The 16,131-nt window shown below is 61.9% G+C and carries 12 protein-coding genes and 4 pseudogenes; 12 read left to right on the forward strand and 4 right to left on the reverse strand.

Translation table 11 applies throughout. The features are described from left to right. Nucleotides 1-314: 314 nt before the first annotated feature. Together KB879_RS32485 and KB879_RS32490 are read left to right on the forward strand one after the other, a co-directional pair. Entirely contained in the window at nucleotides 315-1,301 is a 987-nt protein-coding gene (locus tag KB879_RS32485) for a DNA-binding protein (RefSeq protein WP_211983559.1), read from the forward strand. 10 nt (nucleotides 1,302-1,311) lie between these two features. Next, complete coding sequence (locus KB879_RS32490) at nucleotides 1,312-2,805, forward strand: tyrosine-type recombinase/integrase (protein ID WP_249221467.1); 1,494 nt, start codon at nucleotides 1,312-1,314, stop codon at nucleotides 2,803-2,805. A gap of 163 nt (nucleotides 2,806-2,968) precedes the next feature. Here the strand turns inward: KB879_RS32490 and KB879_RS32495 are convergent. Next, nucleotides 2,969-3,280 (reverse strand): annotated as a pseudogene (locus KB879_RS32495) (acetyl-coenzyme A synthetase); the annotation flags it as partial. A gap of 52 nt (nucleotides 3,281-3,332) precedes the next feature. Further along, complete coding sequence (locus KB879_RS32500; protein ID WP_211983561.1) at nucleotides 3,333-4,409, reverse strand: porin; 1,077 nt, start codon at nucleotides 4,407-4,409, stop codon at nucleotides 3,333-3,335. A gap of 403 nt (nucleotides 4,410-4,812) precedes the next feature. On the opposite strand from KB879_RS32500, the gene KB879_RS32505 reads away from it, so the two are divergent. From KB879_RS32505 to KB879_RS32520, 4 genes are all read left to right on the forward strand, one after another. Next, nucleotides 4,813-6,003 carry a mandelate racemase/muconate lactonizing enzyme family protein gene (locus KB879_RS32505; RefSeq protein WP_211983563.1) on the forward strand — a complete coding sequence of 397 codons (1,191 nt, stop codon included), beginning with the start codon at nucleotides 4,813-4,815 and terminating at the stop codon, nucleotides 6,001-6,003. A 142-nt stretch (nucleotides 6,004-6,145) separates the two neighbouring features. Next, complete coding sequence (locus KB879_RS32510) at nucleotides 6,146-7,483, forward strand: MFS transporter (protein ID WP_211983565.1); 1,338 nt, start codon at nucleotides 6,146-6,148, stop codon at nucleotides 7,481-7,483. Nucleotides 7,484-7,513: 30 nt separating this feature from the next. After that, nucleotides 7,514-8,428, forward strand: coding sequence for a 2-dehydropantoate 2-reductase (locus tag KB879_RS32515; protein WP_249221469.1), 915 nt, complete (start codon nucleotides 7,514-7,516; stop codon nucleotides 8,426-8,428). Nucleotides 8,429-8,621: 193 nt separating this feature from the next. Next, a complete protein-coding gene (locus tag KB879_RS32520; RefSeq protein ID WP_249221470.1) occupies nucleotides 8,622-9,302 on the forward strand; it encodes a GntR family transcriptional regulator in 681 nt (226 codons plus the stop codon). 70 nt (nucleotides 9,303-9,372) lie between these two features. Here the strand turns inward: KB879_RS32520 and KB879_RS32525 are convergent, their stop codons facing one another. Together KB879_RS32525 and KB879_RS32530 are read right to left on the reverse strand one after the other, a co-directional pair. Further along, on the reverse strand, nucleotides 9,373-10,272 hold the full coding sequence (locus KB879_RS32525; RefSeq protein WP_211983569.1) for an N-acyl homoserine lactonase family protein: 900 nt from the start codon (nucleotides 10,270-10,272) through the stop codon (nucleotides 9,373-9,375). Between the two features lie 36 nt (nucleotides 10,273-10,308). Continuing rightward, the gene (locus KB879_RS32530; protein WP_211983571.1) at nucleotides 10,309-10,698 is read right to left on the reverse strand and encodes a cupin domain-containing protein; all 390 of its coding nucleotides are present in this window, start codon (nucleotides 10,696-10,698) and stop codon (nucleotides 10,309-10,311) included. Between the two features lie 407 nt (nucleotides 10,699-11,105). Here KB879_RS32530 and KB879_RS32535 point away from each other — a divergent pair, with 407 nt between their 5' ends. The 6 genes and pseudogenes from KB879_RS32535 to KB879_RS32555 form a co-directional block, all read left to right on the forward strand. Beyond that, nucleotides 11,106-12,035: a LysR family transcriptional regulator gene (locus KB879_RS32535; RefSeq protein WP_211983573.1), complete on the forward strand. Its 930-nt coding sequence runs from the start codon at nucleotides 11,106-11,108 to the stop codon at nucleotides 12,033-12,035. 301 nt (nucleotides 12,036-12,336) lie between these two features. Next, on the forward strand, nucleotides 12,337-13,659 hold the full coding sequence (locus KB879_RS32540) for an epoxide hydrolase family protein (RefSeq protein ID WP_211983575.1): 1,323 nt from the start codon (nucleotides 12,337-12,339) through the stop codon (nucleotides 13,657-13,659). A gap of 378 nt (nucleotides 13,660-14,037) precedes the next feature. Continuing rightward, nucleotides 14,038-14,322, forward strand: a pseudogene (locus KB879_RS40530) (C4-dicarboxylate ABC transporter); the annotation flags it as partial. Nucleotides 14,323-14,392: 70 nt separating this feature from the next. Next, nucleotides 14,393-14,943: pseudogene (locus KB879_RS40535) on the forward strand (hypothetical protein). Nucleotides 14,944-15,112: 169 nt separating this feature from the next. Continuing rightward, nucleotides 15,113-15,823 (forward strand): SDR family NAD(P)-dependent oxidoreductase, encoded by a 711-nt coding sequence (locus KB879_RS32550; RefSeq protein WP_211983577.1) that lies wholly within the window; start codon nucleotides 15,113-15,115, stop codon nucleotides 15,821-15,823. An 85-nt stretch (nucleotides 15,824-15,908) separates the two neighbouring features. Next, nucleotides 15,909-16,115, forward strand: a pseudogene (locus KB879_RS32555) (organic hydroperoxide resistance protein); the annotation flags it as partial. Nucleotides 16,116-16,131 lie beyond the last annotated feature (16 nt).

The following is a 16,131-nucleotide window of genomic DNA, read 5'->3' on the forward strand; positions in this document are numbered from 1 at the left end:
CGTGAGGGTGTAATTCCCTTGCGCTACTCGACTTACCGGGGTAACCGCTCCTAGCATCCACGCGGGTTTCCGGGCGATGTCCCACTGAAATCCCTTTCGAAACAGTCATTTGCTGACTGGTCGCTTTCCCGCCTTTTTGAACCCTTTATGAGCCCCCGCGGGCCGGTTAGACCGGTTCGGCGGGCTCTCGATGCCGGTTTTGGTCTGATAATGAAATTTATCCGGTTTAGCTGCTTACAAGCGATATATAAATAGCTCTCCTAACGTTAGGATCGTGCGTAAGATGGCATGTAAATCCCCGCTCGGAAGCCGCCATGCCCCGTCTCGCCGTCCCCCCCGAACAGATCCGCGCCACCGTGCTGGCCATGCTGGCCGAGGCCGGCGACGCGGCGCCGCCCACCGCGGCGCGCTTTCGCCGTGCGGTGTCGGTGCGCAAGCTGCGCGCGCGCCTCGGCGGCGGCGATCCGGCGACGCTCTCCCGGACCCTGAACGCGATCGAGGCCGAGGTGGTGCGCGCGGGTCTCGCGGAGCTCGCGATCCCGGACCTCCCCGAGGAGATCGCCGAGGCGATGCGTGCGCTGTGGCAGGCAGCCGTGGCGGTGCAGCTCGACGACGTGGTGCGCCTGCGGCGCGAGGCGCAGCAGACCGCGGAGGCCGCGCAGTCCGCCCGCGCCGAGGCAGACCTGCGGGTCGAACTGCTGCGCGACGAGCTGGCCGACCTGCGTGCACTGCTCGCCGCGCGCGACACCGCGCTGGCCGAGGCGCGCGCGGGCGCTGCTGCCGAGGCGGGCCGCGCCGAAGCGCTCGCCGCGCGCACCGGCGAACTCGAGGCGGCGCTGGCTACCGCAGGGGAACGCCTTGCGGCGGGCGAGCGCGCCCAGGCCGAGGCCATCGCCAGTGCGCAGGCGCGCTACGAGGGTCTGTCCAGACAACTGCTGCAGGAAACCGCCCACCAGCGCGACGCGCTGGCGGCCGAGGGCAGCCGGCTGGCGTCGCAGCTGAAATTCGCCGAGCGGCGCATCGCGGGGCTGGAGCAGGAGCACAGCCGGCTCGAGGCAGAGCTCGCCGGCGAGCGCGCCGCGCGCCAGACGGCCGCCGGCGAGGCCAGCGCCCTGAAGGCGGTGAACGCCAGCCAGCGCGCCCAACTCGACGAACTGCTGCGCGCCACGCTCGCCGCGGCGACGCCTCCCGCGAAGCCCGGACCGGCAAAATCGTCGACGAACGCGCCGGCCAAAGGGGCAGCCAAACCGGCAAGCAAGCCCGCGACCAGGACGGCCACGAAGCGCGGGAGCCGCGCATGAATCCAGCCGCGTGGGTCGCACGGCCACCGTGCCGCCGCGCCACCTGCCGCCCACCGTTGAGGGGGCGCTGGCCTACCTGGCCGCAGCGCTCGGCCATCCGGTCTACGCGCACTGGACGCTCGCGGGCGTCAAGCTCCGCTATGGGTCGTTAGCCGAGGCCAAGGCCGCACAGCCGACCGTGCTCAAGCTGCTGCTGGCGCACGACGCCGCGGTCGAATACTGGGAGCGCGGGCGCCTGCGCACCGTCTCCGCCGAGGAGGCGCCAGGCCCTGAAACGGTCCTGACCCGGCTGCTGCACACCCACCGGCGCCGCTTCCAACAATACGCGACCCAGCCTCCCGCGAACCCGGTGTCGACGTCTGCGGCCGTCGGCCCGTGGCTCGCGACCCAGGATGCGCGCACGTTGGCCTGGCTGACCCGTGCCGGACGCTTCGCGCAGCCCGAGGCGCTCACCAACACGCTGGGCGTCCGCGACGACGGCCAGGCACTGGCGCACTTTCTGCGCGACCGCGCCACCCGCTCGGCCCACACGCTGCGGGCCTACGGCACCGAACTGCGCCGCCTGATCACCTGGTGCGACACGCACGGGCACGGGCCCCTGTCCGACCTGACGCGCCAGCACCTGCTCGCCTACCGCCATGCGCTGCAGCAGGGCGTGGGCAGCCCCGACGGCCGCGGTGAGGGCCCGACACCCCGGGGTCGGCCGCTGGCCGAGGCAACCCGCACCCGCGCGCTGGCGGTGGTGGCGAGTTGCTACCGCTTCTGGTACGACACGGGCTACCTGCACGCGAACCCGGCTGCGGGTCTGTCCGCGGGCAGCCGGGCCCGCGCCGCCTTTACGCCGACCCGGTGGCTGCCGCCGACGCTGCTGGCCGCCTGCGATGCGTGGTGCGCCACACCTATTGCCGATGAGGTCGACGCGCTGGCGACCCTGCGCCGGCGCGCGATCTGGGCCCTGTTCCGCTATGCCGGCGTGCGCCTGGCGGAGCTGGCGTGGTCGGCGGATACCGGGTTACCGCGTCTCGAGGCCGAGGCACCGGCGCGCTGGACCCTCTACGTGCACGGCAAGGGTGACAAGCGCCGCGCCATTCCGCTGCCTTCGGCCTGCGTGACCATGGTGCGCGCCTACCGCCTCGCGCGTGGCCTGCCAGCCGAGCCACCTGCGCATGAATCGCAGCCGCTCATTCACGGCAACAAGGCTGAGGCCCTGCAGACCGCCGGGTTGTACCGTGAAGTCAAATCCATCCTGGATGCGGTGGCGGACAGCTTGCCGGGCAACGATGCCACGCAGACCTTGCTGCGCAAGGCCTCGCCGCACTGGTTACGCCATGCCTATGCGCGCACGCTGGTGGTCGACCACCAGGTGCCGCTGTCGGCCGCGCAAGCACTGCTCGGGCATGCCTCGGTGCAGACCACGGCGGCGTATGCCCGGACCGACCTGAGTCAGTTGCGGGAGTTTGTGGAGCAGACCTTTGCCGATCCCCGCCAGCGGCCTGAACCGTAGGGGAGCGAACCTCGTGCGGGCTGGCAGGCAAAAATCGGCCATGGCGGCCTGGATGCTGCTGATCGGCAAGACCAGTAATCAGTCGAAGAACGGACGTTCCCGGTCGGCGCGCGTCAAGGTGTCCTCAACCGCCGCCTTGGCTTCGAGCGCCATTGCCCCACGTCAGCACATCATCGATACGGCCCATGATGGTGAAGTAGCCGGTCTCCTTGTCGCGAATCGAGCCATCGCCGGCCAGGTACAGCTTGCCGCCGAGCTCTTCCGGGAAATAGCTCTTCTTGAAGCGCTCCGGATCGCCCCAGATCGGCCACGGACGCTTGACGACGAGGATGCCGCCACTGTCGTTCGGCACATCCTGCCCGGTCTCGTCGACGATCGCGGCCATGATGCCCGGCAGCGGCAGCGGCAGCGGCAGCGGCAGCGGCAGCGGCAGCGGCAGCGGCAGCGTGCACGAGCCCGGCACCAGATGCAGCGCCAGATCGAACTCTCGGACGCATTCGCAATGTCGTTGCTACCTCCGCCTCCCGTCAAAACCGGTGACGAATGCCCACCACCGCGCCGAACTGGTTCGCGCCGGGCTCCACGTTGAAGATGGCAGTCGAGCCCGATCCGCTATTGAAGCCATTGACGCCCAGTTGCGACTTGTCCTTGTTGAGCGCATACGAAACCGAAGCATAGATATCGGTGCGCTTGCTCAACGAATAGTTGCCCATTATGGAGAACAACCACGGATCCGAACCGGTCTGACGGAAATCCTGGTAGTAAGCCGCGCTGGTGACCGAGAATGCTGGCGTCAGTTGATACCCGAGCGCGAGCCAGTAGAGATTCGATCCGGAATTTGCTGCTTGGGCACCTGGCAGCGTGGCGCCATCGAGCGCCTTGGCGAGTCGGTAGCCGGCGAATACCTTCGCCGGCCCTGTCGCGTACGTGCCCGCCACCGAATAGCGCCGGAAGACTGGCGCCTGGTTTGCAGGCGTGCCGGCATGGGCATCGTCGTAGGACACGCCCATTGAAAACGGGCCCTTGGTATAGTTGAAGAATGCACCGAAATCGCGACCGAACACATAGGCGCCGGGCACCTCGTTTCCGTTGGACTGGAACGAATAGAAGGCTACTGCGGTCAACCCGCCGAACTGGCCAACGTATTTGATTGAGTTGTCCGCGCGTGCGCCAAACTCCGGCGCGATCGACAGGATGCCGTAGCGGTCAGCCAGTTGCGCCGGGTCATAAACATTGCCGAACTCGCGCATGGCCGTCTGCTGCCGGCCGAGCAGCAACGACCCGTAGGGGCTGTTCGCCCCGACGTAGGCATTGCGCCCGAACAGACGCCCGCCCTGTGCCGAACTGCCGGTATCGAGATCAAATCCGCTTTCCAGGACGAATACGGCCTTCAGGCCGCGACCCAAGTCCTCGGCCCCACGCAATCCCCAGCGCGAGCCAGACAGATTCCCGGAAGTCAGTCGAGTGAGACTGTTGCCGTTGGCCCCTGCGTTGGTAACGAATTCGACACCAGCATCGACGATCCCGTACAGCGTGACATTGGACTGGGCGTATGCGGTGCCGGTCAGGGTGGCGGTCGCGATCAGCGCAAAGAACTTTTTCATGAGCTTCCGACTCCTCTTTTTGCGCACTTCCTATCCTGGATAGGCTAACCGGTTCGCCAGACGCGTGCCATTGGCCTCAAGGCCAATGGTCGTATGCGATTGATTGGTCGGTGCGTATGCCTGCGGAGAGTATCTCGACGGCTCTCACTCCTTGAATGTCCCCCTTCGCACACTCTTACCAGAAATCTGGTAGCCACCGGTTATCCCCAGGAAGGCTGCACTGCCGAACTGCGTGCGCCCTGGCAGCAAGAGGCCTCCGCATGCCACCTTCCCCCCAAACGGATCCCTCGGCCGGCGAGCTCTCTTCCTCGGGTTTACGTTAGTTGCCCAGCTCTGTACCACGGCCTAAATTTATCGTTAATTGTTAACAATCAATTGTTGGCGATCAACAAAGCGAGGAAACATGCGTATTGAGCACTTTGAGACCATCGCCTGCGATGCGGGGTGGCGTAATTATTACTTCTTGAAGGTTGTAACGTCTGATGGCACGGTTGGCTGGAGCGAGTACGACGAGTCCTTTGGTCCGCCGGGGCTGACCGCTGTAATCGAACAGTTGGCCGCGCGTTTAATCGGCAAGTCGGTGTACGACCACGAAGAGGCCTATGGGCGGCTGGCGGCATCGTTGCGTCCTGCTCCCTACGGCCTCAGTGCGGAGGCGATCGGTGCCATCGAGAATGCGCTGCTCGATGCGAAGGCCAAGTCGCTAGGGTTGCCGGTTTATCAGTTGCTGGGCGGCAAGCATCGGGACAGCGTGCCGATTTACTGGTCTCACTGCGCGACCTGGCGGATCTCCCATCCCAAGCTCTACCAACCGGCCATCGTCGATCTGGACGGGGTCAAGAAGGCCGGCGAAGATGCGCGCAAATCCGGCATTTCGGCGCTGAAGACCAATCTGTTTGTCGATGAGCATGGCAAGCCGCGCCAGTGGATGGCTGGATTCGGTTCGCCTTATGCGCCGTCGCTCAACGTCGACAAGGCATTGATCCGGAATTTGCGCGCTCACCTGGAAGCGTTGCGCGATGGGGCTGGCCCGGACGTCGATATTCTGGTCGATTTGAACTTCAACGCGCGTACCGAGGGTTATCTTGCGCTGATCAATGCGATCAAGGACTTCGATCTGTTCTGGGTCGAGCTCGATATCTACAACCCGGACGCCATGGCGTATATCCGCCAGCGCAGTCACGCGCCGATTGCCGCGTGCGAGACGCTGTTTGGCGTGCGCCAGTTCCTGCCCTACTTCAAGGCGCAGTCGATGGACGTGGCCATTGTCGATGCGGTGTGGAATGGCGTCTGGCAGGCGATGAAGATTGCCAACGTGGCCGACGCGTTCGACGTCAATATCGCGCCGCATAACTTCTACAGCCACCTCTCCACGATGATGAACGTGCATTTTGCGGCGGCGGTGCCGAATCTGCGCGTGATGGAAGTAGACGTGGATCGGCTGCCCTGGGACGACGCGCTCTTTACCAGCACGCCGCAGATCGAGCGTGGCGGCATTCTGGTTCCAGATGCTCCGGGCTGGGGTTGCGATCCCATCGAGGAAGCGCTGCGCGCCCATCCGCCGCAAGTCCGCCGCAGCCATCTGGGCCTGTAGTTGCCGTGTCTGAAGCGTAGCCCTCAAATCATAAATACCGATCGCTTCCGGGGAAAAGGTGGAGACCGTCGCGCCCTGGCGCGACCGACCTCTCCTCGGGAGCCGCCCATATCACCACCATTCCAATGGCTGGAGCAGGATCATGATGACAGTTTCCTCCCCCACCGCGCGGCAGCATTCAGCGCCCTCGCGCACAAGCGATGAGGTGCGGCGTACCTTTGCCAAGGTCACGCTGCGCATTATTCCGTTCCTTTTCGTCTGCTACGTCTTTGCCTACCTGGACCGCGTCAATATTGGCTTTGCCGCGCTGCAGATGAAACATGACCTGGCGTTCTCCGACGCTGTCTACGGGCTGGGAGCCGGCATTTTCTTCCTGGGGTATTTCCTGTTCGAGGTGCCCAGCAACCTGTTGCTCGAAAAAATTGGTGCACGCAAGACGCTGACGCGGATCATGGTCGTATGGGGATGCATTTCGGCGAGCTTTGCGTTTATAGCCACGCCAACGCAGTTCTATGTCGCGCGCTTCCTGCTGGGCGCGTTCGAAGCCGGCTTTTTCCCCGGCATCGTGCTGTATCTGACGTATTGGTATCCGCCCGCCATGCGTGGAAAGATCATTACGATTTTCATGTCGGCCATTGCGGTATCGGGCGTGATTGGCGGCCCGCTTTCCGGCTGGATCATGGTCCACATGACCGGTGCGTCCAGTCTTAATGGCTGGCAATGGCTGTTCATTATCGAGGCGGTGCCGTCGATTATTCTCGGCGTGATGGTGATGTTTGTGCTGTCCGACAAGCCGGCAGATGCCCGCTGGCTCACGGCGCGGGAAAAAGAGATCCTGATTCACGAAGTGGGTGAAACCGGCACGCATGGCCATGACCATTCGTTCGTGAAAACGCTGCGCGACCCGCGGCTCTATGCACTGTCGATGATTTACTTCACGATCGCCGCCGGCCTGTACATCATCAGTTTCTGGCTCCCGGAGATGGTGCGCAGCTATCACGTGACCAATCCCCTGCAGATCGGCATCCTGGCGGCGATTCCTTATGTGGTGACGTGCGTCGGCATGGTGATCGTCGGCAAGCATTCCGACAAGACCGGCGAACGCCGCTGGCACGTGGCGCTGGGCATGTTCGTTGCCGCGATTGGGCTGGTCACCGTAACGTTCGTCCATAGCAGCCTGGTCGTCGCGCTTGTCGTGTTTTCGATTACCACGCTCGGCATTCTGACCGCCATGCCGCTGTTCTGGACGATCCCCACCTCATACCTGTCCGCGTCCGGTGCGGCGGGTGGCATCGCGGTCATCAACAGTATTGGATTGATTGGCGGCTTCGCCAGCCCGTCCGTGCTCGGCTGGGTCAAGATTACGACCGGGTCCCTGAATTACGGCCTGTACACGTTCGCGATAGCGCTGGTACTGGGTGCGATTCTGCTGCTGACGGCCATGCCCCAGCGATTGCTCAAGGGCGACGCTCGCGTTTAATGACAAGGAGACATCATGCGAATTCTGGTTTTGGGCGCCGGCGCGATCGGCGGCTACTATGGCGGCCGGTTGGTCCAGCACGGTGCGGACGTCGCCTTCCTTGTGCGCCCCGCTCGGCGCGCCATTCTCGAACACGATGGCCTGAACATTCGCAGCCAGTTCGGCGATTTCAAGGCCACCGTGAAAACGGTCACCCAGCAGGAGCTGGACGGGCACTTTGACATCGTGCTGCTGACCAGCAAGGCTTATGACCTCGCTTCCGCCATCGAAGCCATTCGCCCCGCCGTGGGTCCGAATACCGCTGTGCTGCCGTTGCTGAACGGCATGGCGCATATCGACAGGCTCAATGCAGAGTTTGGTGCGGATCGCGTGCTCGGCGGGCTGGCGAAAATCATCGTCACGCTCGACAAGGAAGGCACGATCCAGCATTTGAACGACTGGTGCTATATCAAGTTCGGCGAACAGTCGGGCGTCTTGAGCGACCGGGTGCTGGCCCTGCAGGAGGCATTTCCGCAGGACAGCGTCAAGGCCAGTGCCGTGCCCGACATCATGCATAACCTCTGGGAGAAGTTCGTCCATCTCTCCACGGTTGCCACGGTGACCACGCTGCTGCGCGCCAGCGTCGGTGAAATTGCTACGGTGCCCGGCGGGACCGAGTTCTTCTATCAGGTGCTGGCAGTTCACGCCGAGGTCGCCGCTCGCGAGGGATATCCGATGACCGATGCATTCCTGGCGGAATATCGGGCGTTGTTCGCCAACAAGGAATCGGCGTATGTCCCGTCGATCTTGCGCGACCTGGAACGCAAGTCGGCCATCGAGGGCGAGCACATTGTCGGATACATGCTCTCGCGCATCCGGGCGCATGGCCTGGACGACAGCGTGCATCGGATTTGCTGGTTGAACCTGCAGGCCTACGAAGTGCGGCGGGCCGCTGGAAGGCTCTGATTTCGCGTCAAAATCGTGCCTGGAAAGGCACAAATGGGATATCTTGCCGCCAGGGTTAACTGCCCACAATTAACAATCGGCTCCGCCGGGCGGTATGATGCATGTCATCCGCCCCTGTCTGGCAGCCCAGGCTTGCGCCTCGCACCCGCTCCAGGATTGGTTCGGGTGCGTTTCCGTTTCCGGTCAAGCACCTATGAGTACTCGCATTGAAATCGACAAACGCAGTCTGGATCGGCAAGCAGCCGACTGGATTCGCGACGCCATTTTTTCTGGCGACCTCGCGCCCGGTTCACGGCTGACCGAAATAGCGCTGGCGAAACAAATCGGCCTCTCGCGCTCGACGGTCCGCGCCGGCATGCAGCGCCTGGCCAGTGAAGGGCTCCTGATCCAGCACGCCTATACCGGATGGGAAGTCGTGTCGCTGTCGGCGGAAGACGCCTGGGAGCTTTATACGCTGCGCAGCAACCTGGAAGGCATGGCTTCCAGGCTGGCGGCCGCGAATATCAACGACGCCGGCCGCAAGAAACTGCGAGCGGCACTGGCGGACCTGAAATCCGCCATCGCCGATTCAGACCGCCGGCGCATCGCCGAGGCCGACCTGACCTTTCATAAGACGGTTGTTGCGCTGTCGGGCCACCGCCGCCTGATCGTCCAGTACGGATTGATCAGCGACCCGGTGATGCTCTACATCCTCATGACGACAAAACTGATGGAGTATTCCGAGGCGATATATGCCGAACACGAGCATATGGCGTCGGCAATCCTGCAGGGGGACACGGCGGAAGCCGAGAAACTGGCCCATGACTATGCACAGATGCATGGCGAGCGTCTGGTGAAGGTGCTGCAGACGCAAGGCGAGTTCCAGGAAGTATGAAGCGGAACGGCGCCGATGCATCCAAAGCATCGGCGCCGTCATTCATCAGGCGCTAGTCGTCTCGCTCGTCTCAGTCGTAATACGCGGGAAGGACCTTAAGCTGTTCGGTCTGATGCTTGTCATGGTTGATGAACAGCTTCGCCTTGTAGGTGGTCATCAGTTTCCTGACCTTTTCCATCGACGCGAGCGAATCCGCATTACTGGTATTCAGCGACGGTACGATGCTGCGCTCGAAGTTGCCTTCCAGATGCACCACGTCGCCGGACAGAATCACGAAGCCCGAGTTCTTCAGGTGAACCATCAGCGACTGGCTACCCGGCGTGTGGCCCGGTGTGGCCACGAGCGTCACGCTGCCGTCGCCGAAAACGTCGGTATCGCCCTCCACCAGCTTGAGGTCCTTCGGTTTTCCCATCAGCTTGCGCGCCAATGCCATCAGCTGATTGACGTTATCGTTCGACCCGTTGGGAGAATGGATCCAGTCGTACTCGGCCTTCTGCATGAGAATCGTCGAATTCGGGAACAGGCTCACATTCCCGATATGGTCGCCATGCGTGTGCGAAATGGCCACGCGGCCGACGTCGTCCGGCTTGAGTCCGAGTTCCGCGAGCTGGCTCGTCAGCGTTTTGTCCAGGTGATAGACGATCAGTTTCGGCAGGGTCGACCAGCCCTTGGGATCGTTGTACGCCGACTCCGGCACGCCGGTATCCCACAGTAGCCAATCCTTCCCGTGCTTGACCAGCCAGCAGGTCGACGAGAATTCGATGCTCTTTCCGACGTTCTCGCCCGGTGTCCACACCGATTCGTCATTGGCCAGGGAGCGACCGCAGTCCACGCGGTAAAGCCTGTCGGCCACGCCGGCCCGAGTTGCATCCGGTAGTGCGGATGCCGCATGCGCAACCGGCGCGCCTTCAAGCAGGAACAGCAACGACATCACCGCGGATGCCACCGCCACTTTTGTTTGCCTCAGCATTACCAATTCTCCTGGTGAAGATAATCGAGTGGGATATCAGGGCGCACGCAGCACCAGTGGCTTGTTCTTCTCGACAATATAGTGAGCAATTGCCTTGAATCGCGAGGTGCCGGTGTTGCACACGTTATGCATTTCTTCCTGCCCGAATTGAAGTGGTCGCCCCGCCACAAGAATCTGGTCAGGCTTGTTGTCGAACTTCGCCACCGCCTCGCCTTCGAGCACATAGGCGCTTTCGATGCCCGGATGAGCATGCCGGGTCGTGCACTGCCCCGGTTCGAGTTCGGCAATCACGCTGATCGTCTGGTAACCGGGCGGAAAATCGATGGTCTGCAGTGGGGTTCGTTTCTGGGCCAACGCGTTGGTGCCTGCACCCAGCAGAACGACTCCGGCAGCCGCAAGGGCCAGCGATCGTGTTGAAAGCTTCATGGCGTCTTCTCCAATAGATAGTTTTTGCTGTACTACGGGGATTCTCTGACCCGTGCGCGTCGTACGCGGTGATTCACGAGCGCACAGGCCAGAAAGGGAGAGCGGTAGTGGCAAAGACTCGCCGCGGGCCGATATACGCGGCCGCCTCGCTGCCAAGCAACTGGCCAATGACCTGAGAAGAGAACTGTCTTGAGCATCGCTCCACCGCGGACGCCGCGTCATCCATTGTTCTCATCGTCGTAGGCCCATCGCTACCGCAGATGACTCAAGGCTATGTGCAATAGCGAATGCCGAGAACTGAAATATCGAGATATGAGCTATCTTTGATTCAGATAGGTCAACCCGTTCTTGCGCAACAGGCTACAGTTGCACAACAGCATTCCTTGGCAGACGGAGGCACGGTTCGTATGGAACTGGCAGACTTGAAGACTTTCGAGGTTGTGGCGCGGCTGGGCAGCATGAACCGGGCCGCTACCGAACTGCACACCGTGCAGTCGAACATCACGGCACGCATCCGCGGGCTGGAGGAAGAACTCGGCACGAAGCTGTTCGAGCGCCATGCACGTGGCGTGCGCCCCACACCCGCCGGCCAGCGGATCCTTCCGTTTGTCGCGCGCATTGGCAAGCTGATGGCCGAAGCACGTTCGGCGGCTCAGGACGATGGAGTTCCCAGCGGCACACTGACGCTTGGCGCACTAGAGACGGCTACGGCATTGCGGCTGTCACCATTGCTCACGGGGTTCGCGCGTGCCTATCCGGACGTCAGGCTTTCCGTGACGGCTGGGAGCACCGCCAGCTTGGTGCGAGATGTGGTGGCGTCCCGCTTCGATGGCGCTTTTGTCGCTGGCCCCATCTCGCATCCCGATTTGTATCACGAGCGCGTCTTCACGGAACAACTCGTTCTTGCCACCAGTCCAGAGGTTCGTTCGCTCAACGAGCTTTCCCACATCCCCGACCTGCGGATCGTAGTGTTTCAATCTGGCTGCTCGTACCGCCAACGGCTGGAATCATTCCTCGCTACGAAGGGAATCGTGGTTGCTAGGCCCCTCGAATTTGGCTCGCTGGATGCCATAGTCAGTTGTGTGTCGGCTGGCGTGGGCATTACGCTGCTTCCCCGCGGCGTACTGGGCGAATTCGCCGTTGCCGGACGCATCGCCATTCACAGCCTGCCGCGCAGTCTGTCCCAAGTGGACACATTGTTCATACACCGGAGAGACGCATACCTTTCGAGCGCAATGCAGGCCTTTCTTGCCATGGCGCGCGCAAGCGGCCAGGCCATCTTGGCCCCTAAGTCCAACGTGGCCAAGACTGCACAGCATGCGCAGATGGAGCAATAGTGATTGGAACCGGCTGTACCAAGACCCAACTCTACGAACATCGATGCTTGTTCTCGCCAAGAAAAAGTCTTATGTACGGACTGGCATTTATCTCGGTGACCCGGATGCACAGAATAGGTCGTACCACCGCGCAACATGATTCGCGGTTCATCAAGGTGGTGACGATCAGAGGCTCGCCGGCTCGCTGCCGGCCCACGTGGGACAGCTAAGCCTGGCAATCACAAGTCCGATTGGCAGGTAGCTTGCATTGCGGCGGCACTCATCGCTCCCCTACCCAGCTTATAGCCAACAGGAGCTTTGCATGCCACAGGACATCCCGCCCAAGGCGCCGTCGCGCCGACAGTTTATCGGCGCCGCTGCCGCGACCATCGCCACCGGTTCATGGGGTCTCGCTCTCGCGGAATCGGCGCAACCCATCATTGACGTTGCCCCCTTGAGGGAAGGCGACAGGACTGCTATCCGTCCGTTACGGGTGCGCGTCCCCGAGGCGCAACTCACCGATCTGCGCCGGCGTATCAAGGCGACCAGATGGCCCGAGCGGGAGACGGTTGCAGATGCTACGCAAGGCGTCCAGCTTGCAACGGTTCGGCATCTTGCCGATTACTGGTCGACAGGTTACGACTGGCGCAAGGTGGAAGCCAGACTGAACGCCCTGCCTCAGTTCATCACAGAGGTGGATGGACTCGACATTCATTTCATCCACGTTCGTTCCGGCCATGCAAACGCCTTGCCGGTGCTCGTCACCCATGGCTGGCCCGGTTCGATCATCGAGCAGTTGAAGATTATCGATCCGCTCGTCAATCCGACCGCGCATGGCGGAACGGCATCAGACGCGTTCGATGTCGTGATTCCATCGCTGCCGGGGCACGGGTTCTCTGGCAAACCAACCGCCACCGGGTGGGATCCGGCACGCATCGCACAAGCCTGGATTGCCCTGATGAAGCGCCTCGGATATACACGGTATGTCGCGCAAGGCGGCGACTGGGGCAATGCGGTAACCGAACAGATGGCCCTTCTCACACCATCCGGGCTCATCGGGATCCATACCAACATGCCAGCCACGATCCCTGACAACATCGCAGCCGCGCTGAAGACCGGTGGCCCTGTGCCGGCGGGTCTTTCGGTTGACGAGCGGCATGCGTACGAACAACTCGACTATTTCTACAAGCATGGCCTCGGCTATGCCCTGGAAATGGCCAACCGGCCGCAAACACTGTATGGCATCGCCGATTCGCCGATCGGTCTCGCAGCCTGGATGCTGGATCATGACGCCAGCAGCCAGGCACTGATCGCCCGCGTCTTCGACGGTCGGTCCGAGGGACTGACGCGCGATGACATCCTCGACAACATCACGCTCTACTGGCTGACCAACACCGCTGTGTCCTCGGCACGCCTGTACTGGGAAAACAAGCTGAACTTCTTTGCCCCGAAGCAAGTGTCCCTGCCGGTTGCAGTGAGCGTCTTCCCCGATGAAATCTATGCGGCCCCGAGGAGCTGGGCAGAGAAGGCCTATCCGAGGCTCATCCACTTCAATCGCCTGGCCAAGGGCGGGCATTTTGCCGCATGGGAGCAGCCGATGGCCTTCACGGACGAGGTGCGTAGCAGCTTCCGATCGCTACGCTAAATGCACCGGCGCGGACGATGCCCTAGCAAGCTGTCCGCGCTGTCGCGTAACGGGAAGAGAGGCAAGGCACCGATCGATCCGCCGGGCTTTGCGAGCGACGCTCCTATACGTCACCGGCAAGCCCCCTTTCCATTTGGCGCGAACCTTGCCATGTCTCCCGCAAGCGCATTTCCACGCCGCACCACGCATCCCCTCAGCGTCAGAATGATCGTTAGGCGATCCGCGTGAACCACGCGCAGCGAGAATGCGTACACCAGCCTCCCTAGGGCACGCTCCCATCTTGAAGCCATGCCATTCAATGAAACTTCCCCTATTTCCGCCGCTGCACGTCCTTATGTGTCGGTACGCAATCTTCCGGTCAGCCTGTTCGCTTCGGTCATGAGCATCGCCGGCCTGTCCCTCTCGTTGCGGCTTGCGTCGCGGCAGTTCCCGATCAGCGAGAAGATCTCGACAGCGGTCGGGATTATTGCGGTGACCGTGTTCCTGGTCCTATTCCTTGCCTATTCTGTGAAAATCGTCAAGCACCCCGACGCAGTGCTGACCGAATTTCGCCATCCGATTGCAGGTAATTTCTTCGGCGCGATCAGCATTGCAATGTTGCTGCTATCGGCTGTCATCGGACATACCACACCACGCCTCGCAGCAGTGCTATGGACGCTCGCGTCAATCGCTGCCATCGCACTCGCCTTCGTCGTCGTCAACCGACTGTTCCGGGGAAGGCTGGACCCCAGACATGCCCTCCCCCGCATGGCTGATTCCGGGCGTTGCATCGCTAGATATCGTCGTAACCGGTGCGCAAATGCCCATGCCATGGGCTCACGAGTTGAATGTGTTCGCGTTGGCCATCGGTACAGTGCTCGCACTGGTTTTCTTCACGCTAATCGTCTCGCGTGTGATCCACCACGAAAGACTAGCCAACCATCTCGCCCCTCCCTGATGATTCTGATCGGCCCGTTCGAGGTCGGCTTTCTTGCCTACACAAACTTCACCCAACAGGTGGACGTCTTCGCCGCCACCCTGTTCTACTTTGGCCTGTTCCTCTTCATCGCCCTGTTCTTCAGGGTCTTTCGCCGCAGCATTCCGTTCAGTACCGCGTGGTGGGCAGTTGGCTTTCCGCTTGCTGCGCTAACCAGCGCAGCCTTGAAGTACGCAGCGGTCGCCCAGTCTGAGGTCGTTTCCGTACTCGCGCTCCTTTTACTGATGCTCCTGACGGTTGTCATCGCCGTGTTGTCAGTGCGCACGCTACATATCGCCTTCAATGGCCGGCTTCTCGCCGGAAACTAGGCCGCAGGCCCCGGACCCTATACCGCGAAGACTTGTTCCGCCGACGAAAAATTGTCTATCCACAGTGTGTCTTTGCAGAGAGCGTCGGCGCGCCTAAATTTGATTCCCATCGGAGCCGCCTTCGGCCTCGTCCGGCAAGCAAGCCGAATTCAATTCTCTGGAGCTTTCAATGAGCACATCTCAAAAGGTAGTAGTCGTTACCGGCGCCTCGCAAGGCATTGGCGCAGAGTCGGTCAAGGCATTTCGCGCACTTGGCTATCGCGTCGTTGCAACCGCACGCAGCATCCAACCGTCTTCGGACCCGAACATCGTGACGGTCGCGGGTGATATCGCCGACCCTGATACGGCACGACGCGTGATCGCCGAGGCGGTGTCGCGCTTTGGCCGCGTTGACACGCTGATCAACAACGCGGGGGTTTTCATCGCCAAGCCGTTCACCGGTTACACCGCGGAAGACTACGCCGCCGTAACGGGTGTCAATCTCCAGGGTTTCTTCTACATCACACAACTGGCGATCGCCGAGATGGAAAAGAACAAGAGCGGCCACGTGGTCCAGATCACCACAAGTCTGGTGGACCACGCCATCGAAGGTGTGCCGTCGGTCCTGGCCTCGTTGACCAAAGGCGGCCTGAATGCAGCCACCAAGTCCCTGGCCATCGAATATGCCAAGACTGGTATCCGCGTCAACGCCGTGGCGCCGGGGATCATCAAGTCTCCCATGCATGCCCCCGAGACCCATGCAGCGCTTGGCGCACTGCACCCCATGGGCCATATGGGGGAGATGAGCGACATCGTCAACGCCATCGTCTATCTGGATTCGGCGCCGTTCGTGACCGGGGAGATCCTGCACGTGGACGGCGGGCAGAGCGCAGGACACTAACTCAAAAACATCCGCCCGGGACGACTCGGTCCTTGACCGCACCCTGGCCGTTTCATTGACAAACACCATCTCAGGAGCACACATAATGTCCATCGACAATGTTCTCTATCGCGCGCAAGCCGAAGCAACCGGAGGTCGGGAAGGCCGTGCCGTCGCTTCAGAAAGCGGTCTGGATCTCAAGCTGACGCGGCCCAAGGGACTGGGCGGAAAAGGCGAGAAAGGCACTAACCCGGAAGAACTCTTTGCAGCCGGGTACGCCGCATGCTTCATTGGCTCCCCACCATGCATTGCGCAATCAGGTTGGTCGC

Origin of the sequence: Cupriavidus sp. KK10, assembly GCF_018223725.1 — a bacterium.
GTDB lineage: Bacteria > Pseudomonadota > Gammaproteobacteria > Burkholderiales > Burkholderiaceae > Cupriavidus > Cupriavidus necator.

Excerpts from the sequence above, each read along its gene's own strand:
- KB879_RS32485 (WP_211983559.1), top strand. The coding sequence starts at position 315 with ATGCCCCGTCTCGCCGTCCCCCCCGAACAGATCCGCGCCACCGTGCTG.
- KB879_RS32500 (WP_211983561.1), bottom strand. The coding sequence starts at position 4,409 with ATGAAAAAGTTCTTTGCGCTGATCGCGACCGCCACCCTGACCGGCACC.
- KB879_RS32505 (WP_211983563.1), top strand. The coding sequence starts at position 4,813 with ATGCGTATTGAGCACTTTGAGACCATCGCCTGCGATGCGGGGTGGCGT.
- KB879_RS32510 (WP_211983565.1), top strand. The coding sequence starts at position 6,146 with ATGATGACAGTTTCCTCCCCCACCGCGCGGCAGCATTCAGCGCCCTCG.
- KB879_RS32520 (WP_249221470.1), top strand. The coding sequence starts at position 8,622 with ATGAGTACTCGCATTGAAATCGACAAACGCAGTCTGGATCGGCAAGCA.
- KB879_RS32525 (WP_211983569.1), bottom strand. The coding sequence starts at position 10,272 with ATGCTGAGGCAAACAAAAGTGGCGGTGGCATCCGCGGTGATGTCGTTG.
- KB879_RS32530 (WP_211983571.1), bottom strand. The coding sequence starts at position 10,698 with ATGAAGCTTTCAACACGATCGCTGGCCCTTGCGGCTGCCGGAGTCGTT.
- KB879_RS32535 (WP_211983573.1), top strand. The coding sequence starts at position 11,106 with ATGGAACTGGCAGACTTGAAGACTTTCGAGGTTGTGGCGCGGCTGGGC.
- KB879_RS32540 (WP_211983575.1), top strand. The coding sequence starts at position 12,337 with ATGCCACAGGACATCCCGCCCAAGGCGCCGTCGCGCCGACAGTTTATC.
- KB879_RS32550 (WP_211983577.1), top strand. The coding sequence starts at position 15,113 with ATGAGCACATCTCAAAAGGTAGTAGTCGTTACCGGCGCCTCGCAAGGC.